Here is a 16787-nt window from a genome sequence, read left to right as displayed (position 1 = left end):
CCGCGCACGAGGGGCTTGACTTATGCACACAAGCGGGCGAGCGACGCCAAACGGGCGGCCGTCGCCACCTGGGCACTGGCAATCCATCAAAAATAGATCCTGCAGCGCTAAGTGCTTGATTCATAAGGATGCTGAGCGGTTGCCGTTTTTGCGTGCAATGTAACGAAACCCAGTGTTTTCAAGGCTTGGCGGGCGATGCGGCGTAGATATCAACATAGTTATCCACAGAAACTCTGAATTTCTCGCCAAACCCAGCAAAATCAAGCACTTGGCGCGTCAAGTACACGCACAATCCAGCAGCACCCACCCTGGCTAGCACATTTTTCACCCTGGCCAAGCTATTGACAGGCGACTTATGCACACATTTTTGCGAGCGGCGGAAGAATCCAGGGATCGGCATTCAAAAATCGAGCTTGCGTTGCACTGCAGCAAAGATCTTTGATTCATATACGTTTTTTAAAATGGCCGTTTTGATTGCAAACTGTTCAAAGCCAGCAACCATGCGGCCTGGGCGGTGATCGAAGACAGATGTCAACAAAGTTATCCACAGAAATCGGGGAGGCCTGTGGATTCCCTGACAAATCAAGCACTTAACCCCGTTTCTCGCCCCACCGTCTGAAGAAGTGCCCGCAAGTTCCTCGCCCCCCTCTGCCGCCGATGTGACCGACCTGCCCACCCTGGTGCACGTGGCCGTCCAGACGCCCGCGCACAGCAGCGTGGGCGATCTGCTGAGCTACGCCAGTGAGCGCCCGCTCGCGCCCGGCACCCTGGTGCGCGTGCCGCTGGGCCGGCGCGAGGTGCTGGGCGTGGTGTGGGACGTACCCGCCCAGCCCGCCGGCCTGCCGCCGGGCATGGAGGCACGGGCCGTCGCCGGCGTGCTGGAAGGGCTGGCGCCGCTGGGCGCGCCCTGGCGGCGGCTGGTGGCCTTCGCCGCGCGCTACTACCAGCGGTCGGTGGGCGAGGTGGCGCTGGCCGCCTTGCCGCCCCAGCTGCGCGACCTGTCGACCGAGCAGCTGGCACGCCGCCTGCGCCGCCCGGTAAAGGTGGCAGAGGGCGCCGTTGCCACTGCAGATTCATCAAAAAACATAGCAATGAGCGCAGAGCAGGCAAGCGCTTGCGCCCAAATTCATTCCGAACCCGGCCCTTTTTTGCTGTACGGCAGCACCGGTAGCGGCAAGACCGAGGTCTACCTGCATGCCGTGGAGCAGGCACTGGAGGCCGACCCGGCCGCGCAGGCGCTGGTGATGGTGCCGGAGATCAACCTCACGCCGCAGCTGGAAGAGCGCTTCAACGCCCGCTTCGCCGCGCGCTGGGGCGCGGGCAGCGTGGTCAGCCTGCACAGCGGCCTGACCAACCCGCAGCGCCTGAAAAGCTGGCTGGCGGCACACGCCGGCACGGCGCGCATCGTGCTGGGCACGCGCATGGCGGTGTTCGCCAGCCTGCCCGGCCTGGCGCTGATCGTGGTCGACGAGGAACACGACGCCAGCTACAAGCAGCAGGAGGGGGCGCGTTACTCAGCGCGTGACCTGGCCATCTGGCGCGGGCGCGAACAGGGCGCCAAGGTCATCCTGGGCTCGGCCACGCCGTCGCTGGAAACCTGGCACGCCAGCCGCCCGCCTGAAGAGGGCGACGCGGGTGGCCGCTACCTGCGGCTGGCCATGCCCAGCCGCATCGGCTCAGGCAGCGGCGCCGGCGCCCTGCCCCGCGTGCGGCTGGTGGACCTGGCCCAGCAGCCCCGGGGCGTGGTCTTCTCGCCCCCGCTGCTGGCCGCCATCACCGAACGCGTGGAGCGCGGCGAACAATGCCTGGTGCTGCTGAACCGCCGCGGCTTCGCACCCGTGCTGCACTGCCATGAGTGCGGCTGGAAGAGCGACTGCCCGCACTGCAGCGCCCACCAGGTATTCCACAAGGTCGATCGCTCGCTGCGCTGCCACCACTGCGGCTTCGCGCAGCGCGTGCCGTATGCCTGCCCCACCTGCGGCAACCCCGACATCGCGCCCATCGGCCGCGGCACCGAGCAGCTCGAAGAACAACTGGCCGCGCTGCTGCGCAACGTGATCACGCCCGAGCGCCGCGCCGCGCGCGTGGCCCGCATCGACGCCGACACCACCCGCGCCAAGGGCGCGCTGGAAGAACAGCTGGCGCAGGTGCATGCCGGCGAGGTGGACGTGCTGGTGGGCACGCAGATGATCGCCAAGGGCCACGACTTTCGCCGCATCACGCTGGTGGCGGCCGTGCAGCCCGACGGTGCGCTTTTCTCCAGCGACTTCCGCGCGCCCGAACGCCTCTTCGCCCTGTTGATGCAGGCCGCCGGCCGCGCCGGGCGCGACGCGCAATACGTGGCCGCACAGGGCGGCCAGCCCAGCGAGATGTGGGTGCAGACCTGGCACGCCGACCACCCCCTCTACGCCGCCTTGCGCCGCCACGACTACCCCGCCTTCGCCGCCAGCCAACTGGCCGAGCGCGCCGAGGCCGGCATGCCACCCTTCGCCTACCAGGCGCTGGTGCGCGCCGACGCCCGCACGCAAGAAATAGCGCAGGCTTTTCTAAAGGCCGCAGGCGCCGCCGCCCAGGCCGCCGCGCTGCCCGGGCTGGAACACGTCTTCATCTTCCCGCCCGTGCCGATGGCGGTGCAGCGCGTGGCGAACGTCGAGCGCGCGCAGATGCTGCTGGAGAGCCCGAACCGCAATGCGCTGCAGCACTTTTTGGCGGCCTGGCAGCCGCTGCTGCACGCCACGCGTGCAGTGCCGGAACACAAGGGGCTGATCCGCTGGTTGGTGGATGTGGACCCGCTGGCGATTTGAGGGGGTGACAATTTCCAGTTCAATCGGCCTGTAGCGCTTGATTCACAAGCGCCTATTGCTATCAATTTGATATTGCTGTCGGAGCGATGTACCGCTTAGGGCAAAGTACTCTCCCATGGATGTCGTCACGCGCTTCGCTCCAACGAACCACCGTGGACTGCCGTGAACGGACTACTAGCGTCAATCACGCTCCGCCACCCTTTGGGCAGTAAAGATGGCGGCCCGGCTACGATGCTCAGCGGCTGCTATCGGCCAAAAGCGGAAGTACGTTACGACCTTCCAGTTTTATTCCCCATAGCTGGCATCGGTGTCCAACGGTTAGCTACATTCACACGACAAATCATGAGCCAGATGCACCGCTATCCGTACAACGAGTTCATGCTCGAACTGCCGGACCATTGGAGGCAGTATGCGAACCCTGACCCTGCTGCAGTCGCCTTTCACTCCGAGGAACTGGGCGCATCGCTCATCGTCAGCGTGCAGTTTTTTGTGATTGCCCATGACAAGGCCGAGGCTGTAGCGGCGAACAACTTGGATGCTCGAATTGCCGCTCATGAACAGCAGTACCCCGGGCGGGTTGAGACACTGCGTCGGTCCGTCCAACTGCACTCGGCAGGCAACTCACTGGAGACCTCCTACGTCGCCGAGGTCTCGGGTGAAGCGATGTTACTGTACGTCGGCCACGTCACGCCACGAAAGATTCAGAGCGCATTGTTGGTGACCAAGCCCGACCGACAAGCAGCAAGCGCTGTCTTCAACGCAGCAATGCAGGGATATTTGCCCAAGACACCTTGACCGCCTGCAGGCGGCAAGAAGAAGACATTTGAGATATGACTTATGTATGCCTTGGCACGGCTTGACGCGCTTGTCGACGAGCGATTGGGAGGTGACAAGTCTCGCCTCCTCGAACTGTTTGAAAGTCGAGAGGTCTTCGACCTTTTACGAGCTGCCGGCCAACCTGGGGATTGGTATCACTTCGAACCCAAAACCTTCGACGGGGACTATCTGGTGGAAACGCCTGAAGGTTTTCAGGTCTTTTGGCAAGAGCGAGGCTCCAAGGTCGCCGTTCGAAACTTCACATCGCTACGCGATGCAGCAAGGGAATTTTTCCGCTGACGCCGAATTACTGCTTTCGCAAGTCTCGAACTTCTGCAAAGGGCCCAAAGTTGCCGCTGATAACCACCAGTGACTACTCCGCATAGGAAGTTTGCAAGCCATGGAATCGGCTGCCGTTGGACTGTCGGTAAACGTGTAATCCAGCTGCGCGCTTTTCGGATTTGAAAGATCAATGAGCGCCCGCAACCTACGAGTTCAGCCTTAACAGCCCCGCGACCGGCCCCTGATGCACATGGCAGCCGTGGCGCTGCAGCAGCTCGCCAAACTGATCCGACATCAGATACGCGAACTCCACCGGCCGCTGCGTGCCGATGGCGTCGCCCTGCACCACGCCGGTGGCCGGGTGACACATCAGCAGCCCGCCGGCGGCCATGTGCGGCAGCCACTGCGCCATCTGCGCGCCATAGCTGGCCTCGTCGGCCGCGTCGAAGCCGTAGACCCCGCCGAAGCCCTGGTTGGTAGACACGCCGGCGCGGCGCAAGCGGCGTGTGGCCGCCCAGCCGCCCAGCAGTGCGATGACGGCAGCCTTCGGGCTGCGCCACAGGCCGCCGGCCGGCGCGGTGGATCGCACCCAGGGCCGCTCGTTCGGGGCATAGCGCGCCTCCAACTCAGCCAGCATCGCGTCGCGCATGCCGGGCAGTTGGTGCACGTGCTGGTGGCCGTCGATGAAGTCGGGCGGCGTGCCCAGGGCTTGTTCAAAGGCGTCCAGCTGCGTGCGCCAGGCGGTGCGCAACTGCGTTGGCGCCATCTGCCGCGCGTAGGCCTGGCGGATCACGGCGCCCAGTGGCTGCGCCGCATGCGCGCCGCCGTGGCCCTCGGTCAGATTGAAATGCAGGCCCACGGCCAGTTGGGGGCGCAGCGCTGCCAGCCGGGGCGCGGCGGCCGGCCACAGCGGCGAGGTGGTCATGCAGCTGGTGGCGGACAGGCGCTGCGCGAGTGTCAGCCGCTCCACCGCTTCATCCACCAGCGGGTGCAGCGCGTAGTCGTCTGCGCACAGCAGGATGGCGCGGGTATCAGCGAGGGGCATGGAGGCTTTCAGGAAGCAGCAGGCGCCTTGAACGCCCAGAACTTGCTGAGCAAGAAGGTGCCCACCGCCACCAGCACCAGCACGCCGGCCAGGCTCCACAAGTAGTGCCAGTGCAGCCAGTGCAGGGCGACGTAATAGAGCAGCTCGTTGACCACGAACGACAGGCTGGCCACGGCGAAGTAGCGGGCCACCACGCCCCAGCCGCGCGCCTGGGCGCTGGCGAAGGTCAGCAGCGCATGGCCCTGGTAGCTGACGACGAAGGCCACCAGAAACGCCAGCACGTTGGCCGCCAGCGGCGGCACGCCGGCCAGCGTCACCGCCAAGCCCACCACGGCCAGGTGCGTGGCGGCGGCCGCGCCACCGACCGCAATGAACTGCAGCCCTTGCGGCAAACGCTGCAGGGGCCGCAGCCATGCCATGCCCTGGGGCGAAGGGCTCATGGCGAGTCGCGCAGCGGGCTGCGGTCTTCGTCGCGCGCCACCAGGTAGGTCGGGCGGCGCTTGACCTCGTCGTAGATGCGGCCGATGTATTCGCCCAGGATGCCGATGGACATCAGCTGCACGCCCGAAAACAGCATGATGCTGGCGGCCAACGTGGGCCAGCCGTCCAGCTCGTTGCCGAACACCAGCGTGGACAATGCGATCCAGAAGCCATAGGCCAGCGCGACCAGCGAGATGATGCCGCCCACCATGCTCCACATGCGCAGCGGCAGCGTGGAAAAGGAAGTCAGGCCCGACAGCGCCAGCGAGCCCAGGCTGCGCAGGTTGAAGCTGGACACGCCGCCCGCGCGGTCCAGCGGCACGAACGGCAGGGCCGCGGTCTTGAAGCCCACCCAGGCATACAGGCCCTTCATGAAACGCTTGCGCTCGGGCAGCGCCTTCATGGCGTCGGCCACCTTGCGGTCCATCCAGCGGAAGTCGCCTGCATGCGGCGGAACCTTGACCTTGTTGCTGGCGTTCATCAGCCGGTAGAACAGGTGGGTGCCCAGGCGCTTGGCGCCGCTCTCGGCGCAGCGGTCGGCGATGACGCCATAGACCATGTCGTAGCCCGACTGCCACAGCGCGTGCATCTGGGCCAGCAGGTCCAAAGGGTGCTGGAAGTCCGCGTCGATCAGCAGCACGGCGTTGCCGCGCGCGTAGTCGATGCCGGCCGACAGCGCCGCCTCCTTGCCGAAGTTGCGCGACAGCGCGAGGTAGCGCACCGGCAGCTTCTGCGCCAGCCGCAGGGCGATGTCATGCGTGCGGTCGCGGCTGCCGTCGTTGACCACGATGATCTCGAAGTGGGGCGTGAGCCGCTGCGCGGCCTGCGCCAGCGCCCGCACGAAGCCTTCGAGGTTGTGCTCTTCGTTATGAGCGGGCACCACGCAGCTCAGCCGCAGGGGCGCACGCGGCAGCACACCGGCAGGCGCAGCCGGGGCGAATTCGGCGTGGAAGTCGGTGTGCGCGGCCGCAGCGGCGGCCAGGGGAGCCAGGGTCATCGGGCGAGGTCCAGGGTCAGGAAGAGCGGCCGCACGCAGCCGGCACGTAGGTGCGCCAGTGCACGGTCAGCGGTGGGCCGGCGCTTCGCTCAGGCCAGTCGATCTGCCACTGCCCTTGCTGCAGGCGCATGCCGGGCACGGCCTGCAGTTGTTCCAGCATCGGCTGGGGCGCATGGGCAAGGTCGCCCTCCAGCCCCACCCAGAGCGTGCCACGCGACTGCAGCCGCTGCGGCGTGATCCAGGGAGAAAAGCGCTCGTCGCCAGAAATGAAGACCGACGGCCGGGCCGGCAGCTGTGCGGCCACGGTGCCCACCAGCCAGTAGTCGCCCGACACCGAGTCCAGCGCGCATTGCGGCAGCGCCTGCGCCAGCCAGGTGGCCTGCACCTGCTGTGCCAGCGCGGCCTGGGGCCAGTCGGTCCGCGCGGGGCGATGGCGCCATTGCGCGCCGTAGGCCAGGAAGGCGCCGGACAGCACCGAGATCAGCACCAGCCACACGGCCAGCCCGCGCAGCAGCCGCGGCTGCATCGACGCGAGCCAGCTCGGAGGCAGCCAGGCGGCGACCAGCAGACCGCTGAAGACCCACATCGGCACGCCCCACATGTCGCGCAACCGCAAGCCCGTGCCCAAGCCCGCCAGGGTAACCAAAAGACAGGAACCCAGCGCCAGCGCCAGCAGGTAGCCCGGCATGCGGCAGTGCAGCCGCCAGCCAGCGGCATCGCCCTGCACCGCCTGGGCGGCACGACGCTGCGGGCGCGTGCGCAGCAGCGCGACCAGCACGATCACCGCCAATGGCAAGTGGTTGACAGCCTGCGTCACCACGAACGCCAGCGCGTCCATGCGGGCACTGCCGCTTTCAGTCACCGCACGGCTCTTGGCATAGGCCATGGGCAGCCAGCCCGACCGCCACAGCCAGTGCAGATGCGGCACGAACATCAGCAGCATGATGGCCAGCGCCAGCCAGGGCCCCGGGCGCAGCAGCACACTGCGCGCCGGCGTCAGCAGCAGGTAGAGCGCGAGCGTCGCCAGCAGGGCGCCCACCGAATACTTGGTCAGCAGGCCCAGGCCGGCCGCCACGCCCAGCAGAGCCCAGTGGCGCAGGCGCCCTTCCTGCAGCGCCGCCGCCATGCAGTAGCCCAGCGCGGCCCAGATGGGCATCTGCGCGATGTTGTGGTTGAACTCTAGCGCCGGGCGCGTGTAGTAGGCGACGCCCATGGTCAGCAGCGTGCCGATGAAGGCGCGATCGCGCGACATGAGGCGGCAGCCCGTGCGCCACACCAGCCAGAGGGTGGCCGCGATGAACAGCTGGCTCAGCAAGAACGGGCCGACGTGGCCGAACGCGCGGTAGGAAAGCTCCAGCACCCAGGGCGCCAGCGGCGGATGCTTGTAGTAACCCCATTGCCATTCACGCCCCCACGACAGGCTTTCCACCACGTCCAGCGGCAAGCTGGAACTGAGCAGCGGCGGCAGCAGCGACCACGCGAGCACATAGACCACGGCGACCCAGGCAACTGCGCGCAGGGGTAGGGAAAGCTGCGGAGGGGCAGTCGCTTGCATGTAGGAAAAGCCAGGCAGAGGGAAGAGTGTGCGATTGTAAAGTTGGGTCTCTGCGCCAGCGTGACAGCGGCAGAAACGAGGGGGGGGTGTGGTTCAGCGACATCACCGGGCCCGTGATTGCGGCTGCGCGACAGCGTCCCAAACGCCGCGGTGGTAGCCTGCGCCGGCCCTTGGAACGTGTTCACGATCTCGCAGGGGCCGCGTTGAAGCGCAATCGGGATGAGTGGATGCCTCGGATGCGCCGCACGGGCTCGTGCCCATGCAAGCAACCGGGGCGTTCAATCGCCCGATTTCGCTTCAACCCTTCGGGCAGTGGCGTTTGCGGGCGGTCTGCGGCGTTGCGGCGCTCGCCATTAGCCGAGCTATTGGCAGCGCACCGCGCCTTGCATCCCATCCCGCAAACGCCGCTGCGCGGCCCCAGGGAGATCGTGAACACGTTTTTATTCACCCCGCACCGCCATGGACGCCACCACCTTCCAAAGCCAGCTCGCCCAAGAGGGCTTCGACACCATCGTGCGCGTGGAGCGCGAAGCCGACGGCCTGTGGGACGACCACACCCACCCGTTCGAAGCCAAGGCGCTGATCGTGTCGGGCGAGATCCGCATCCGCACGGCGGACGGCGCCGAGCGCACCTACCGCGAAGGCGATGTATTCCACCTGGGGCGGGAAGAGCCGCACGCCGAGTGGTACGGCCCGCAGGGCGTGGTGTATTTGGTCGGCCGGCGCGGCGCGCCTGCGGCTTGAGCCGATTTGAGGTCTTTTTGGCCTCTAGCGCTTGATGGATAAGCGCAAGCAGCTATTAAATAGATAGCATCACACCAGCAACGCCACGGCCCCTGAAAAGCTCAGGAACGCCAGCGCGGTCGACACCAGGATGATCCGCGCGATGCGCCCGTTGTGCGCGCCGAAGCGCTCGGCCAGCAGCGACACGTTGCTGGCGCTGGGCAACGCCGCCGCCAGCACCAGGGCGGTGTGCGCGAAGGGCGTGAGCGGCAGCCCGGCGGTGATGGCGGCATGGCCGGCGGCCCACACCAGCAAGGGGTGCACGAACAGCTTGGCCAGCGCGATGGGCACGTAATTGCGCGGCGCCACGCGTTCCAGCGGGTTGGCGACGGCCTGCATTCGCGACCGCGCCAGCACCGCGCCGATGGTGAACAGCGCCACCGGCGAGGCCGCATCGGCCAGCAGCGCCACCGTGCGGTCGATGGGGCCGGGCAGCTGAAAGCGCGCCGCCGACGCCACCGCGCCCAGGGCGATCGCCCACGGCATGGGGTTGGTCAGCATGCCGCGCAACGCGCGCCGCACCGCCACCGCCATGCCGTGCGTGCCCGCGCCATCCAGCCGTGAGAGGGCGATGCACAGCGACGTGGTCAGCACCATGTCCACCAGCATGGTCAAGATGGCCGGCCCCGCCGCGGCCGCGCCCAGCAGCGCCACCAAGAGAGGCACGCCCATGAAGCCGGTGTTCGGAAAGGCAGCCACCAGCGCGCCGAAGGCCGCGTCGTTCCAGCCTTGGCGGCGCCGCGTGAACGCCACCGTGCCCGCCACCATCGCCAGCGCGCAGGCGATGTACACCCCCGCCACGACCGGGTCCAGCAAGTCGCCGATGGGCGTGCGCGCGCCGAAGCGGTAGAGCATGCAGGGCAGCGCGAAGAACAGCACGAAGGCGTTCAGCCCCGGAATGGCGGCCTGCGGCAACACGCCACCGCGCGCGGCCAGGTAGCCGCACAGCACCAGCGCGAAAAAGGGAAAGGTGATGGCGAGAATGGAGAGCACGGGCGGCATTCTCCCAGCCCGGGCTTGGTGGGTATCATTCGCGCTCGCCGGGCAGCACCCACGGGTGGCTCGCTCGGCGCATCCGGCCCGCCCGTGGCCTTCGTGCTCCCTTTCTTTCTCCCCTTCTCCACCCTCCCTCCAATGTCCGCAGGCCTGAACCTCGCCCAGCTCAGGGCCGTCCATTACACCGAGGGGCCGTGCCTGGTGCTGGCTGGCGCCGGCTCGGGCAAGACGCGGGTCATCACGATGAAGATCGGCCGGCTGATCGAGGCGGGGCTCGAGCCCAAGCGCATCGCCGCCATCACCTTCACCAACAAGGCGGCGGCCGAAATGCGAGAGCGCGCCAAGGGCCTGATCGGCCGCGCCGCCAAGGACGTGCTGGTGTGCACCTTTCACGCGCTGGGCGTGCGCATGGTGCGCGAAGACGGCGCCGTGCTGGGCCTGAAGCCGCAGTTCAGCATTCTCGATTCCGACGACGTGACAGGCATCTTGAAGGAGGCGGCTGGCGGCACCACCGACCTGGCCACCGCGCGCCAGTGGCAGTGGACGATCAGCGCCTGGAAGAACGCGGGGCTGGACAGCACCCAGGCGCTGGCGCTGGCCAAGGATGACAACGAGCGCAGCATCGCCGTGCTGATGCAGCGCTACGAAGAGCGGCTGACGGCCTATCAGAGCGTGGACTTCGACGACCTGATCGGCCTGCCGCTGAGGCTGCTGCGCGACTTTCCCGAAGTGCGCGCCAAGTGGCAGGCGGCGCTGGGCCATGTGCTGGTCGATGAGTACCAGGACACCAACGCCACGCAGTACGAACTGCTCAAGCTGCTGGTGGGCGAGCGCGCTCGTTTCACCGCCGTGGGCGACGACGACCAGTCCATCTATGGCTGGCGCGGCGCCACGCTGGACAACCTGAAAAAACTGCCCGTGGACTACCCGCAGCTGCAGGTCATCACGCTCGAGCAGAACTACCGCTCCACCAGCGCCATCCTGCGCGCGGCCAACAACGTGATCCAGCCCAACCCCAAGCTGTATCCGAAGACGCTGTTTTCCGAGTTGGGCGAAGGCGAGCCGGTGCGCATCGTCGATGCCGACAACGAAGAGCACGAGGCCGAGCGCGCCGTCGCCCGCATCCAGAGTTTGCGCGCCACGCTGAACCCGCAGCCGACGTGGAAGAGCTTTGCCATCCTGTACCGCGCCAACCACCAGGCCAAGCCGTTTGAAAAAGCCCTGCGCAAGGCCAACGTGCCCTACAAGGTTTCGGGCGGCACCAGCTTCTTTGACCGCGCGGAGATCAAGGACCTGTGCGCCTGGTTTCGTCTGTGGATCAACAACGACGACGACCCGGCGTTTTTGCGCGCCGTCACCACACCCAAACGCGGCATTGGCCACACCACGCTGGCCAAGCTGGGCGAATTTGCCACGCAGCACAAGGCGAGCATGTTCGGCGCGCTGTTCAACCACATGCTCGAAGCTGTGCTGCCGCGCAAGGCGCATGAAAGCGTGCTGGAGTTCGGCCGCTACATCAACGACCTGGAATACCGCGCCCGCCGCACCCTGGGCGCCGAAGATTCCCGCGCCTTCATGGCCGAATGGCTCAAGGAGATCGGCTACGAGCAGCACCTGTACGACAGCGAAGACAGCGAGAACGTGGCGGCCGCACGCTGGACCAACGTGCTGGAATTTTGTGACTGGATGAGCCAGCGCGCGGGCGGCCAGATCGAAGACGCGGCCGGTGCCGTGGAGGCCAAGGAAACCAAGAGCCTGCTGGAAGTGGCGCAGACCATCGCGCTGCTCTCCACCATCAGCGAACGTGAGAAGGACGAAGACCTGGTCACGCTGTCGACCCTGCACGCATCGAAGGGGCTGGAATGGCCGCATGTGATGCTGGTGGGCGTGACCGAAGGCATGCTGCCCTTCAAGCTCGACGACAACGAAGGCCGCGCCACGGCCATCAGCGAAGACACGCTGCAGCGGCTGCAGGAAGAGCGCCGCCTGATGTACGTGGGCATCACCCGCGCGCAGCGCAGCCTGGCCGTCAGCTGGACCAAGCGGCGCAAGAAGGGCCGCGAGATGGTGGCCGCGCAGCCCAGCCGCTTCATCGCCGAAATGGGCCTGGACAAGAACACCGCCCGCGAAGACCCGCGCGAGAAACTGCGGGCCCTGCGCGCCGAATTTGCCGCCCGCAAGGCGCAGAACGCCGGCGGCAGTTGAACTGTTTTGCTATTATATTAATAGCTACCTGCGCTTGACTGGTAAGCGCTAGAGGCCGTTTTGGCTTAAAAACATCAGTCGGTAAAGCGCATTCCACGTGGCAGGCCGCGCGGCGATACTCCTCGACTGCCGCCCGACAACCCAGCGCACCATGTCATTTTTCTCTGCTTCCTCCTCCAATCCTTTCACCCCCGCCACGCGCCTGAGCGCTCTGGCCCTGGCGCTGTGCGCCCCCGCCGGCGCTGTGCTGGCCCAGCCCGCCGCTCAGAACGCCGCCGGCCCGGGCAGCGACGCCGCGTGGCGCCGCTGCTCCGCCATGACCGGCGACAGCAACGCCCGGCTGGCCTGCTTCGACCAGTGGGCCGGCCAACAGGCGTGGCAAGCCCCGTCTGCCAGCGCCGCCGCACAGGCCCCCGCCGACGGCAGCGGCGCGCCACCGAAGCCGGTGGACGCCACGCTGCCCGCCACCCGCGTCATCGAAGTCGCACAGACCGACGGCTGCCGCGACGAGCAATACAGCAGCCTGTCGCGATTCTGGGAGCTGGAAGCGGGCAGCGACTGCGGCAGCTTCCGCTTTCGTGGCTACCGGCCCATCAGCGTATCGGTCGCCAAGGGCAGCAACGTGAACCGCCAGCCCACGTCCGATGCGCCCGACCACAACGCACTGACCGCCATCGACTACCGCACTACCGAAATGCGCGTGCAGCTGTCGGTGCGTACCAAGCTGGCGCAAGACCTGCTCACGCAGGGGCACCCCACGCTGCGCGATTCGATCTGGGTCGGCTACACGCAGCAGTCGTACTGGCAGCTGTTCAGCCCCGACATCTCGCGCCCCTTCCGCTCCACCGACCACGAGCCGGAAGTGATGTACGTGTACCCCACCGACGCCAAGCTACCCTTCGGCTGGCGCTGGCGCTACACCGGCATCGGGCTGGTGCACCAGTCCAACGGCCAGAGCCAGCCGCTGTCGCGCAGCTGGAACCGCGCCTATCTGATGAGCGGCATCGAGCTGGACAACCGCTGGACGGTGACCGGCCGCGTCTGGAAGCGCCTGAGCGAAGGCGCCGACAGCGACGACAACCCGGGCATCAGCAACTACCTGGGCCGCGGCGAGATGACCGTCACCTGGAACAAGGACCGCAACAACACCTTCATGGTGACGGGCCGGCATGCACTGGGCTCGGGCCACCGCGGCGCGGCGCGGCTCGAATGGATGCAGACGCTGGGCCAGAACCTGGGTGCCGGCAAGAGCAACCTGCGCCTGCACACGGCACTCTTCAGCGGCTATGGCGACAGCCTGATCGATTACAACCGCAAGCGCACGGTGTTCAGCGTGGGCCTGAGCCTGGTGGATTTCTGACCTTTCAAGGTTCGGGCGGACAGGAGTCTGCGCGGCAGAAGGCGTCGATAGCGAGAAGCAGCCCCAGCGAGGACAGTTTTTGCCGGATTCGCAGGCCCATAGCTCGACTATGGATCAAGAAGTCGGTAAAAAATGGGCCGCTTCTGCCGCGCAGGCTCCCGGCACCATCGCGGTGCCGGCCGCATCACAACCCGTTACCCTTTGGCCGCGTCCATGTCTTGAAGCGGCCTCACAGCGCACACACAATGCACCTGCCCGGCAGGCACGCGGTGTACGGCTCCTGAAATAAGAGCGGTTTTCTTCCCGTTTTCTCCGCCATTGCCGGCGACGAGCCCCCTTGAAAATGTCGCTCGGAGGACGAAAACATGGACATGCAATACCAGCTCAAGTCAGGCAGCTATTACCTGTACGACATGCGCGACACGCCCAGCACCGTGACCGGTGAACGCCGGTTCAAGCTGAAGACCGACAACGTGGCGATTGCCTTCGACGCCCACACGGGCGAGGTGCACCAGCACGGCAGCCCCACACGCATCCAGTCGTGGGCCAGCAACACGCGCCGGCGCCTGCGCGCTGCGGGCGCGGTGGAAGCGGCCAACGACATCGTCGTCGTCTCCGGTCCGCTGCCGGTCGATGAGCTGAACAAGTGCCTCTGGATCAACGGCTACTGCCGCCGCATGCTCAAACGCCTGGCCAGCATGCCGCACGGCAAGCTGCAGCGCCCTGCGGAGCCTTTCCGCAAGGCCGCCTGAACGGGTCTAGCAAAAGCCCCGCCCGTTTTGCCCGCGCGGCTGCCGCTTCTTCAGCGGTTTTTTAGACGCTGCCGCGCTCTGCGCTTCCTTCTTCCAACTCATCCTGGGCTGCAATCACGTCGGCATGCTTGACGATGGTGACTGGCACCGGGCTGGCCTGCACCAGCGCCTGAGACACCGAGCCCAGAAGCGCATTGGCGATGGCGCCCTGCCCCCGTGCGCCGATCACGATCAGATCGCATCCGCGCCGCTCGGCGATGTCCACGAGCGTATGCGCCACGTCGCCCACGCCCACGTCGGTTTCATAGTCCGTCCCGGTCGCCTCGATGAGGGCGCGGGCCGATGCCAGCAGGTGCTGGCCGGCTTCGAGGCTGGCCGCGGCGATCAGGTCCGGATCGCGCGTGGTCACCATTTCATACAGGGTGGCGGGCTCTTGCACATGGGCCAGCACCACGGTGGCGCGCAGGCCGCCACGCAACAGCGACAGGGCGTGGTGCACGGCGTCCAGCGAGAGGTCGGAGCCGTCGACGGCGATGAGAATTTTGGTCATGGTCGGTCCTTTGGCAACTGACGAGGGGGAGGCGGAAAGTCTGAGAGTCAGTGTAGCGACGGCACGCCAGCCCGACGCCCGAAAGCCCCGCCCTGCGGTCTGGGACAATCCCGCCCATGCTTCAGTTCGACCTTCTCAAGACCGACCCCTCCAGCCACGCGCGGCGCGGCACCCTCACTTTGAACCACGGCGTGGTGCAGACCCCAATCTTCATGCCCGTGGGCACGTACGGCACCGTCAAGGGCGTGATGCCCCAGAGCCTGCACGACATGGGCGCGCAGATCATCCTGGGCAACACCTTCCACCTGTGGATGCGCCCCGGCCTGGACGTGATGGAGAGCTTCGGCGGGCTGCACCAATTCGAGCAGTGGGACAAGCCCATCCTGACCGACTCGGGCGGCTTTCAGGTCTGGAGCCTGGGCGCCATGCGCAAGATCACCGAGGAAGGCGTTACCTTCGCCAGCCCGGTCAACGGCGACAAGCTGTTCATGTCGCCCGAAGTGAGCATGCAGATCCAGACCACGCTCAACTCCGACATCGTGATGCAGCTGGATGAATGCACACCCTACGAAACCAAGGGCCACAAAACCACTGAAGACGAAGCGCGCAAGTCGATGGAGATGAGCCGCCGCTGGGCCAAACGCTCCAAAGACGAGTTCGAGCGCCTGGGCAACCCCAACGCGCTGTTCGGCATCGTGCAGGGTGGCATGTTCACGAACCTGCGCCAGGAATCGCTGGAAGCGCTGGTCGAGATGGACTTCCCCGGCTACGCCGTGGGCGGCGTGTCGGTGGGCGAGCCCAAGGACGAGATGCTGGAGATCATGGCGCACACGCCGCATCTGCTGCCGGCGAACAAGCCGCGCTACCTGATGGGCGTGGGCACGCCGGAAGACCTGGTGCAGGGCGTGGCCGACGGCGTGGACATGTTCGACTGCGTGATGCCCACGCGCAATGCGCGCAATGGCACCATCTTCACGCGCTTTGGCGACCTGAAGCTGCGCAACGCCCGCCACAAGGCCGACCACCAGCCGCTGGACGCCACCTGCACCTGCCACGCCTGCGCGGGCAAGGACGGCGTGGCTTGGGGCCAGGGCGGCCGGGGCGGCTTCAGCCGCGCCTATCTGCACCACCTGGACCGCTGTGGCGAGATGCTGGGCCCCATGCTCACCACCATCCACAACCTGCACTACTACCTGAACCTGATGCGTGAAGTGCGCGAGTCGCTGGACGCGGGGCAGTTCACCGCGTTCCGCCAACAGTTCGCTGCTGACCGCGCGCGGGGCGTGTAGCGGCTGGATCCTGACTTGCCGCCACCGAGAAGATCGATGGCGCCTGACTCACCCAGCACGGAGGCACGGGACGCGCTGTAGACCGTGCCGCCAACCAGCAGATGGCCACCGGCACCAGGACTGCTGCGCCCAGGGCATCGCACTGACACCCCGAAGCAGCGGGGCACGGCTACGATGCGGCCATGCTCACCGTTCACCACCTCGACACCTCGCGTTCGCAACGCGTCCTCTGGCTGCTGGAAGAGTTGGGCGTGCCCTACACGCTCAAGCGCTATCAGCGCGACCCGCGCACGCGTCTGGCGCCGCCCGAGCTCAAGCGCATCCACCCGCTGGGCAAGTCGCCGGTGATCACCGACGGCGACGACGTCATCGCCGAGTCGGGTGCCATCCTCGAATACCTGGCCGACCGCTTCGGTGCAGGGGCGCCGGCCGGTCTGGCGCACCTGGTACCCGCCCGCGGCACGCCCGAGCTGCGCCAGTGCCGCTTCTGGATGCATTACGCCGAAGGCTCGCTGATGAACTGGCTGATGCTCAAGCTGGTGTTCAAGACCCTGCCCACCCAGCCTATGCCGTTCTTCGTGCGGCCCGTGGCAAAAGCCATCTGCGGCAAGGCGCAGCAAAAGCTGGTGGACCCGAACCTCGCCACCGCGCTGGCCTTCATGGAAGACCACCTCTCGCGCCACACCTGGTTCGCGGGCGATGCGCTCAGCATGGCCGACTTCCAGATGAGCTTTCCGGTCGAGGCGGCCCTCTCGCGCGCTGAAGGCGCGGACCAACACAGCCACCTGCGCGCCTATCGCGACCGCATGCGGGCCCGCCCGGCCTACCAGCGCGCGCTGGAAAAAGGCGGTCCGGTGGTCATGTCGGCCTGAA

16 protein-coding genes are annotated in these 16787 nt (G+C 66.7%); 9 read left to right on the top strand and 7 right to left on the bottom strand.

The window, feature by feature from the left end; genetic code table 11:
* Positions 1 to 400: 400 nt before the first annotated feature.
* Positions 401 to 535 carry a hypothetical protein gene (locus tag RQI28_RS17430; protein ID WP_311223671.1) on the bottom strand — a complete coding sequence of 45 codons (135 nt, stop codon included), beginning with the start codon at positions 533 to 535 and terminating at the stop codon, positions 401 to 403.
* A 133-nt stretch (positions 536 to 668) separates the two neighbouring features.
* Here RQI28_RS17430 and priA point away from each other — a divergent pair, with 133 nt between their 5' ends.
* From priA to RQI28_RS17415, 3 genes are all read left to right on the top strand, one after another.
* Positions 669 to 2804 carry a primosomal protein N' gene (gene priA, locus RQI28_RS17425; protein WP_404976931.1) on the top strand — a complete coding sequence of 712 codons (2136 nt, stop codon included), beginning with the start codon at positions 669 to 671 and terminating at the stop codon, positions 2802 to 2804.
* A 342-nt stretch (positions 2805 to 3146) separates the two neighbouring features.
* Entirely contained in the window at positions 3147 to 3599 is a 453-nt protein-coding gene (locus RQI28_RS17420) for a hypothetical protein (RefSeq protein ID WP_311223673.1), read from the top strand.
* Between the two features lie 42 nt (positions 3600 to 3641).
* The gene (locus tag RQI28_RS17415) at positions 3642 to 3920 is read left to right on the top strand and encodes a hypothetical protein (RefSeq protein ID WP_311223674.1); all 279 of its coding nucleotides are present in this window, start codon (positions 3642 to 3644) and stop codon (positions 3918 to 3920) included.
* Between the two features lie 187 nt (positions 3921 to 4107).
* Here RQI28_RS17415 and RQI28_RS17410 read toward each other — a convergent pair whose 3' ends face one another.
* The 4 genes from RQI28_RS17410 to RQI28_RS17395 are packed head-to-tail and all read right to left on the bottom strand — an operon-like array spanning position 4108 to position 7979.
* Positions 4108 to 4947 carry a ChbG/HpnK family deacetylase gene (locus tag RQI28_RS17410; protein WP_311223675.1) on the bottom strand — a complete coding sequence of 280 codons (840 nt, stop codon included), beginning with the start codon at positions 4945 to 4947 and terminating at the stop codon, positions 4108 to 4110.
* Positions 4948 to 4955: 8 nt separating this feature from the next.
* Complete coding sequence (locus RQI28_RS17405) at positions 4956 to 5387, bottom strand: GtrA family protein (RefSeq protein WP_311223676.1); 432 nt, start codon at positions 5385 to 5387, stop codon at positions 4956 to 4958.
* Positions 5384 to 6424, bottom strand: coding sequence for a glycosyltransferase family 2 protein (locus tag RQI28_RS17400; RefSeq protein WP_311223677.1), 1041 nt, complete (start codon positions 6422 to 6424; stop codon positions 5384 to 5386). The genes RQI28_RS17405 and RQI28_RS17400 overlap by 4 nt, the downstream gene beginning before the upstream one ends.
* A gap of 16 nt (positions 6425 to 6440) precedes the next feature.
* A complete protein-coding gene (locus RQI28_RS17395) occupies positions 6441 to 7979 on the bottom strand; it encodes a glycosyltransferase family 39 protein (protein WP_311223678.1) in 1539 nt (512 codons plus the stop codon).
* A gap of 459 nt (positions 7980 to 8438) precedes the next feature.
* On the opposite strand from RQI28_RS17395, the gene RQI28_RS17390 reads away from it, so the two are divergent.
* The gene (locus RQI28_RS17390; protein WP_311223679.1) at positions 8439 to 8723 is read left to right on the top strand and encodes a cupin; all 285 of its coding nucleotides are present in this window, start codon (positions 8439 to 8441) and stop codon (positions 8721 to 8723) included.
* A gap of 69 nt (positions 8724 to 8792) precedes the next feature.
* On the opposite strand, the gene RQI28_RS17385 is transcribed toward RQI28_RS17390, so the two are convergent.
* Positions 8793 to 9755 (bottom strand): AEC family transporter, encoded by a 963-nt coding sequence (locus tag RQI28_RS17385; RefSeq protein ID WP_311223680.1) that lies wholly within the window; start codon positions 9753 to 9755, stop codon positions 8793 to 8795.
* Positions 9756 to 9896: 141 nt separating this feature from the next.
* Here RQI28_RS17385 and RQI28_RS17380 point away from each other — a divergent pair, with 141 nt between their 5' ends.
* The 3 genes from RQI28_RS17380 to RQI28_RS17370 all read left to right on the top strand — a co-directional run bounded on the left by RQI28_RS17380 (position 9897) and on the right by RQI28_RS17370 (position 14075).
* On the top strand, positions 9897 to 11963 hold the full coding sequence (locus RQI28_RS17380) for a UvrD-helicase domain-containing protein (protein WP_311223681.1): 2067 nt from the start codon (positions 9897 to 9899) through the stop codon (positions 11961 to 11963).
* 151 nt (positions 11964 to 12114) lie between these two features.
* A complete protein-coding gene (locus RQI28_RS17375) occupies positions 12115 to 13323 on the top strand; it encodes a phospholipase A (protein WP_311223682.1) in 1209 nt (402 codons plus the stop codon).
* Positions 13324 to 13688: 365 nt separating this feature from the next.
* The gene (locus RQI28_RS17370) at positions 13689 to 14075 is read left to right on the top strand and encodes a hypothetical protein (RefSeq protein ID WP_311223683.1); all 387 of its coding nucleotides are present in this window, start codon (positions 13689 to 13691) and stop codon (positions 14073 to 14075) included.
* Positions 14076 to 14136: 61 nt separating this feature from the next.
* Here the strand turns inward: RQI28_RS17370 and RQI28_RS17365 are convergent, their stop codons facing one another.
* On the bottom strand, positions 14137 to 14625 hold the full coding sequence (locus RQI28_RS17365; protein ID WP_311223684.1) for a universal stress protein: 489 nt from the start codon (positions 14623 to 14625) through the stop codon (positions 14137 to 14139).
* 116 nt (positions 14626 to 14741) lie between these two features.
* Between RQI28_RS17365 and tgt the strand changes: the two genes are divergently transcribed.
* Both tgt and RQI28_RS17355 read left to right on the top strand, forming a co-directional pair.
* Positions 14742 to 15914: a tRNA guanosine(34) transglycosylase Tgt gene (gene tgt, locus RQI28_RS17360; protein WP_311230449.1), complete on the top strand. Its 1173-nt coding sequence runs from the start codon at positions 14742 to 14744 to the stop codon at positions 15912 to 15914.
* A gap of 182 nt (positions 15915 to 16096) precedes the next feature.
* Positions 16097 to 16786 (top strand): glutathione S-transferase, encoded by a 690-nt coding sequence (locus RQI28_RS17355; protein WP_311223686.1) that lies wholly within the window; start codon positions 16097 to 16099, stop codon positions 16784 to 16786.
* The last annotated feature ends 1 nt before the right edge of the window (position 16787 follow it).

Source organism: Acidovorax sp. WCS2018Noco2-16 (assembly GCF_031843945.1).
GTDB lineage: Bacteria > Pseudomonadota > Gammaproteobacteria > Burkholderiales > Burkholderiaceae_C > Paracidovorax.
Note: the sequence above shows the minus strand (reverse complement) of the source record. Positions and strands in the feature narration are given on the sequence as shown.

Bases quoted from the DNA above. Each gene is read 5' to 3' on its own strand.
- RQI28_RS17420 (WP_311223673.1), top strand. From the start codon at position 3,147: ATGAGCCAGATGCACCGCTATCCGTACAACGAGTTCATGCTCGAACTG.
- RQI28_RS17415 (WP_311223674.1), top strand. From the start codon at position 3,642: ATGTATGCCTTGGCACGGCTTGACGCGCTTGTCGACGAGCGATTGGGA.
- RQI28_RS17410 (WP_311223675.1), bottom strand. From the start codon at position 4,947: ATGCCCCTCGCTGATACCCGCGCCATCCTGCTGTGCGCAGACGACTAC.
- RQI28_RS17405 (WP_311223676.1), bottom strand. From the start codon at position 5,387: ATGAGCCCTTCGCCCCAGGGCATGGCATGGCTGCGGCCCCTGCAGCGT.
- RQI28_RS17400 (WP_311223677.1), bottom strand. From the start codon at position 6,424: ATGACCCTGGCTCCCCTGGCCGCCGCTGCGGCCGCGCACACCGACTTC.
- RQI28_RS17395 (WP_311223678.1), bottom strand. From the start codon at position 7,979: ATGCAAGCGACTGCCCCTCCGCAGCTTTCCCTACCCCTGCGCGCAGTT.
- RQI28_RS17390 (WP_311223679.1), top strand. From the start codon at position 8,439: ATGGACGCCACCACCTTCCAAAGCCAGCTCGCCCAAGAGGGCTTCGAC.
- RQI28_RS17380 (WP_311223681.1), top strand. From the start codon at position 9,897: ATGTCCGCAGGCCTGAACCTCGCCCAGCTCAGGGCCGTCCATTACACC.
- RQI28_RS17375 (WP_311223682.1), top strand. From the start codon at position 12,115: ATGTCATTTTTCTCTGCTTCCTCCTCCAATCCTTTCACCCCCGCCACG.
- RQI28_RS17370 (WP_311223683.1), top strand. From the start codon at position 13,689: ATGGACATGCAATACCAGCTCAAGTCAGGCAGCTATTACCTGTACGAC.
- RQI28_RS17365 (WP_311223684.1), bottom strand. From the start codon at position 14,625: ATGACCAAAATTCTCATCGCCGTCGACGGCTCCGACCTCTCGCTGGAC.
- tgt (WP_311230449.1), top strand. From the start codon at position 14,742: ATGCTTCAGTTCGACCTTCTCAAGACCGACCCCTCCAGCCACGCGCGG.
- RQI28_RS17355 (WP_311223686.1), top strand. From the start codon at position 16,097: ATGCTCACCGTTCACCACCTCGACACCTCGCGTTCGCAACGCGTCCTC.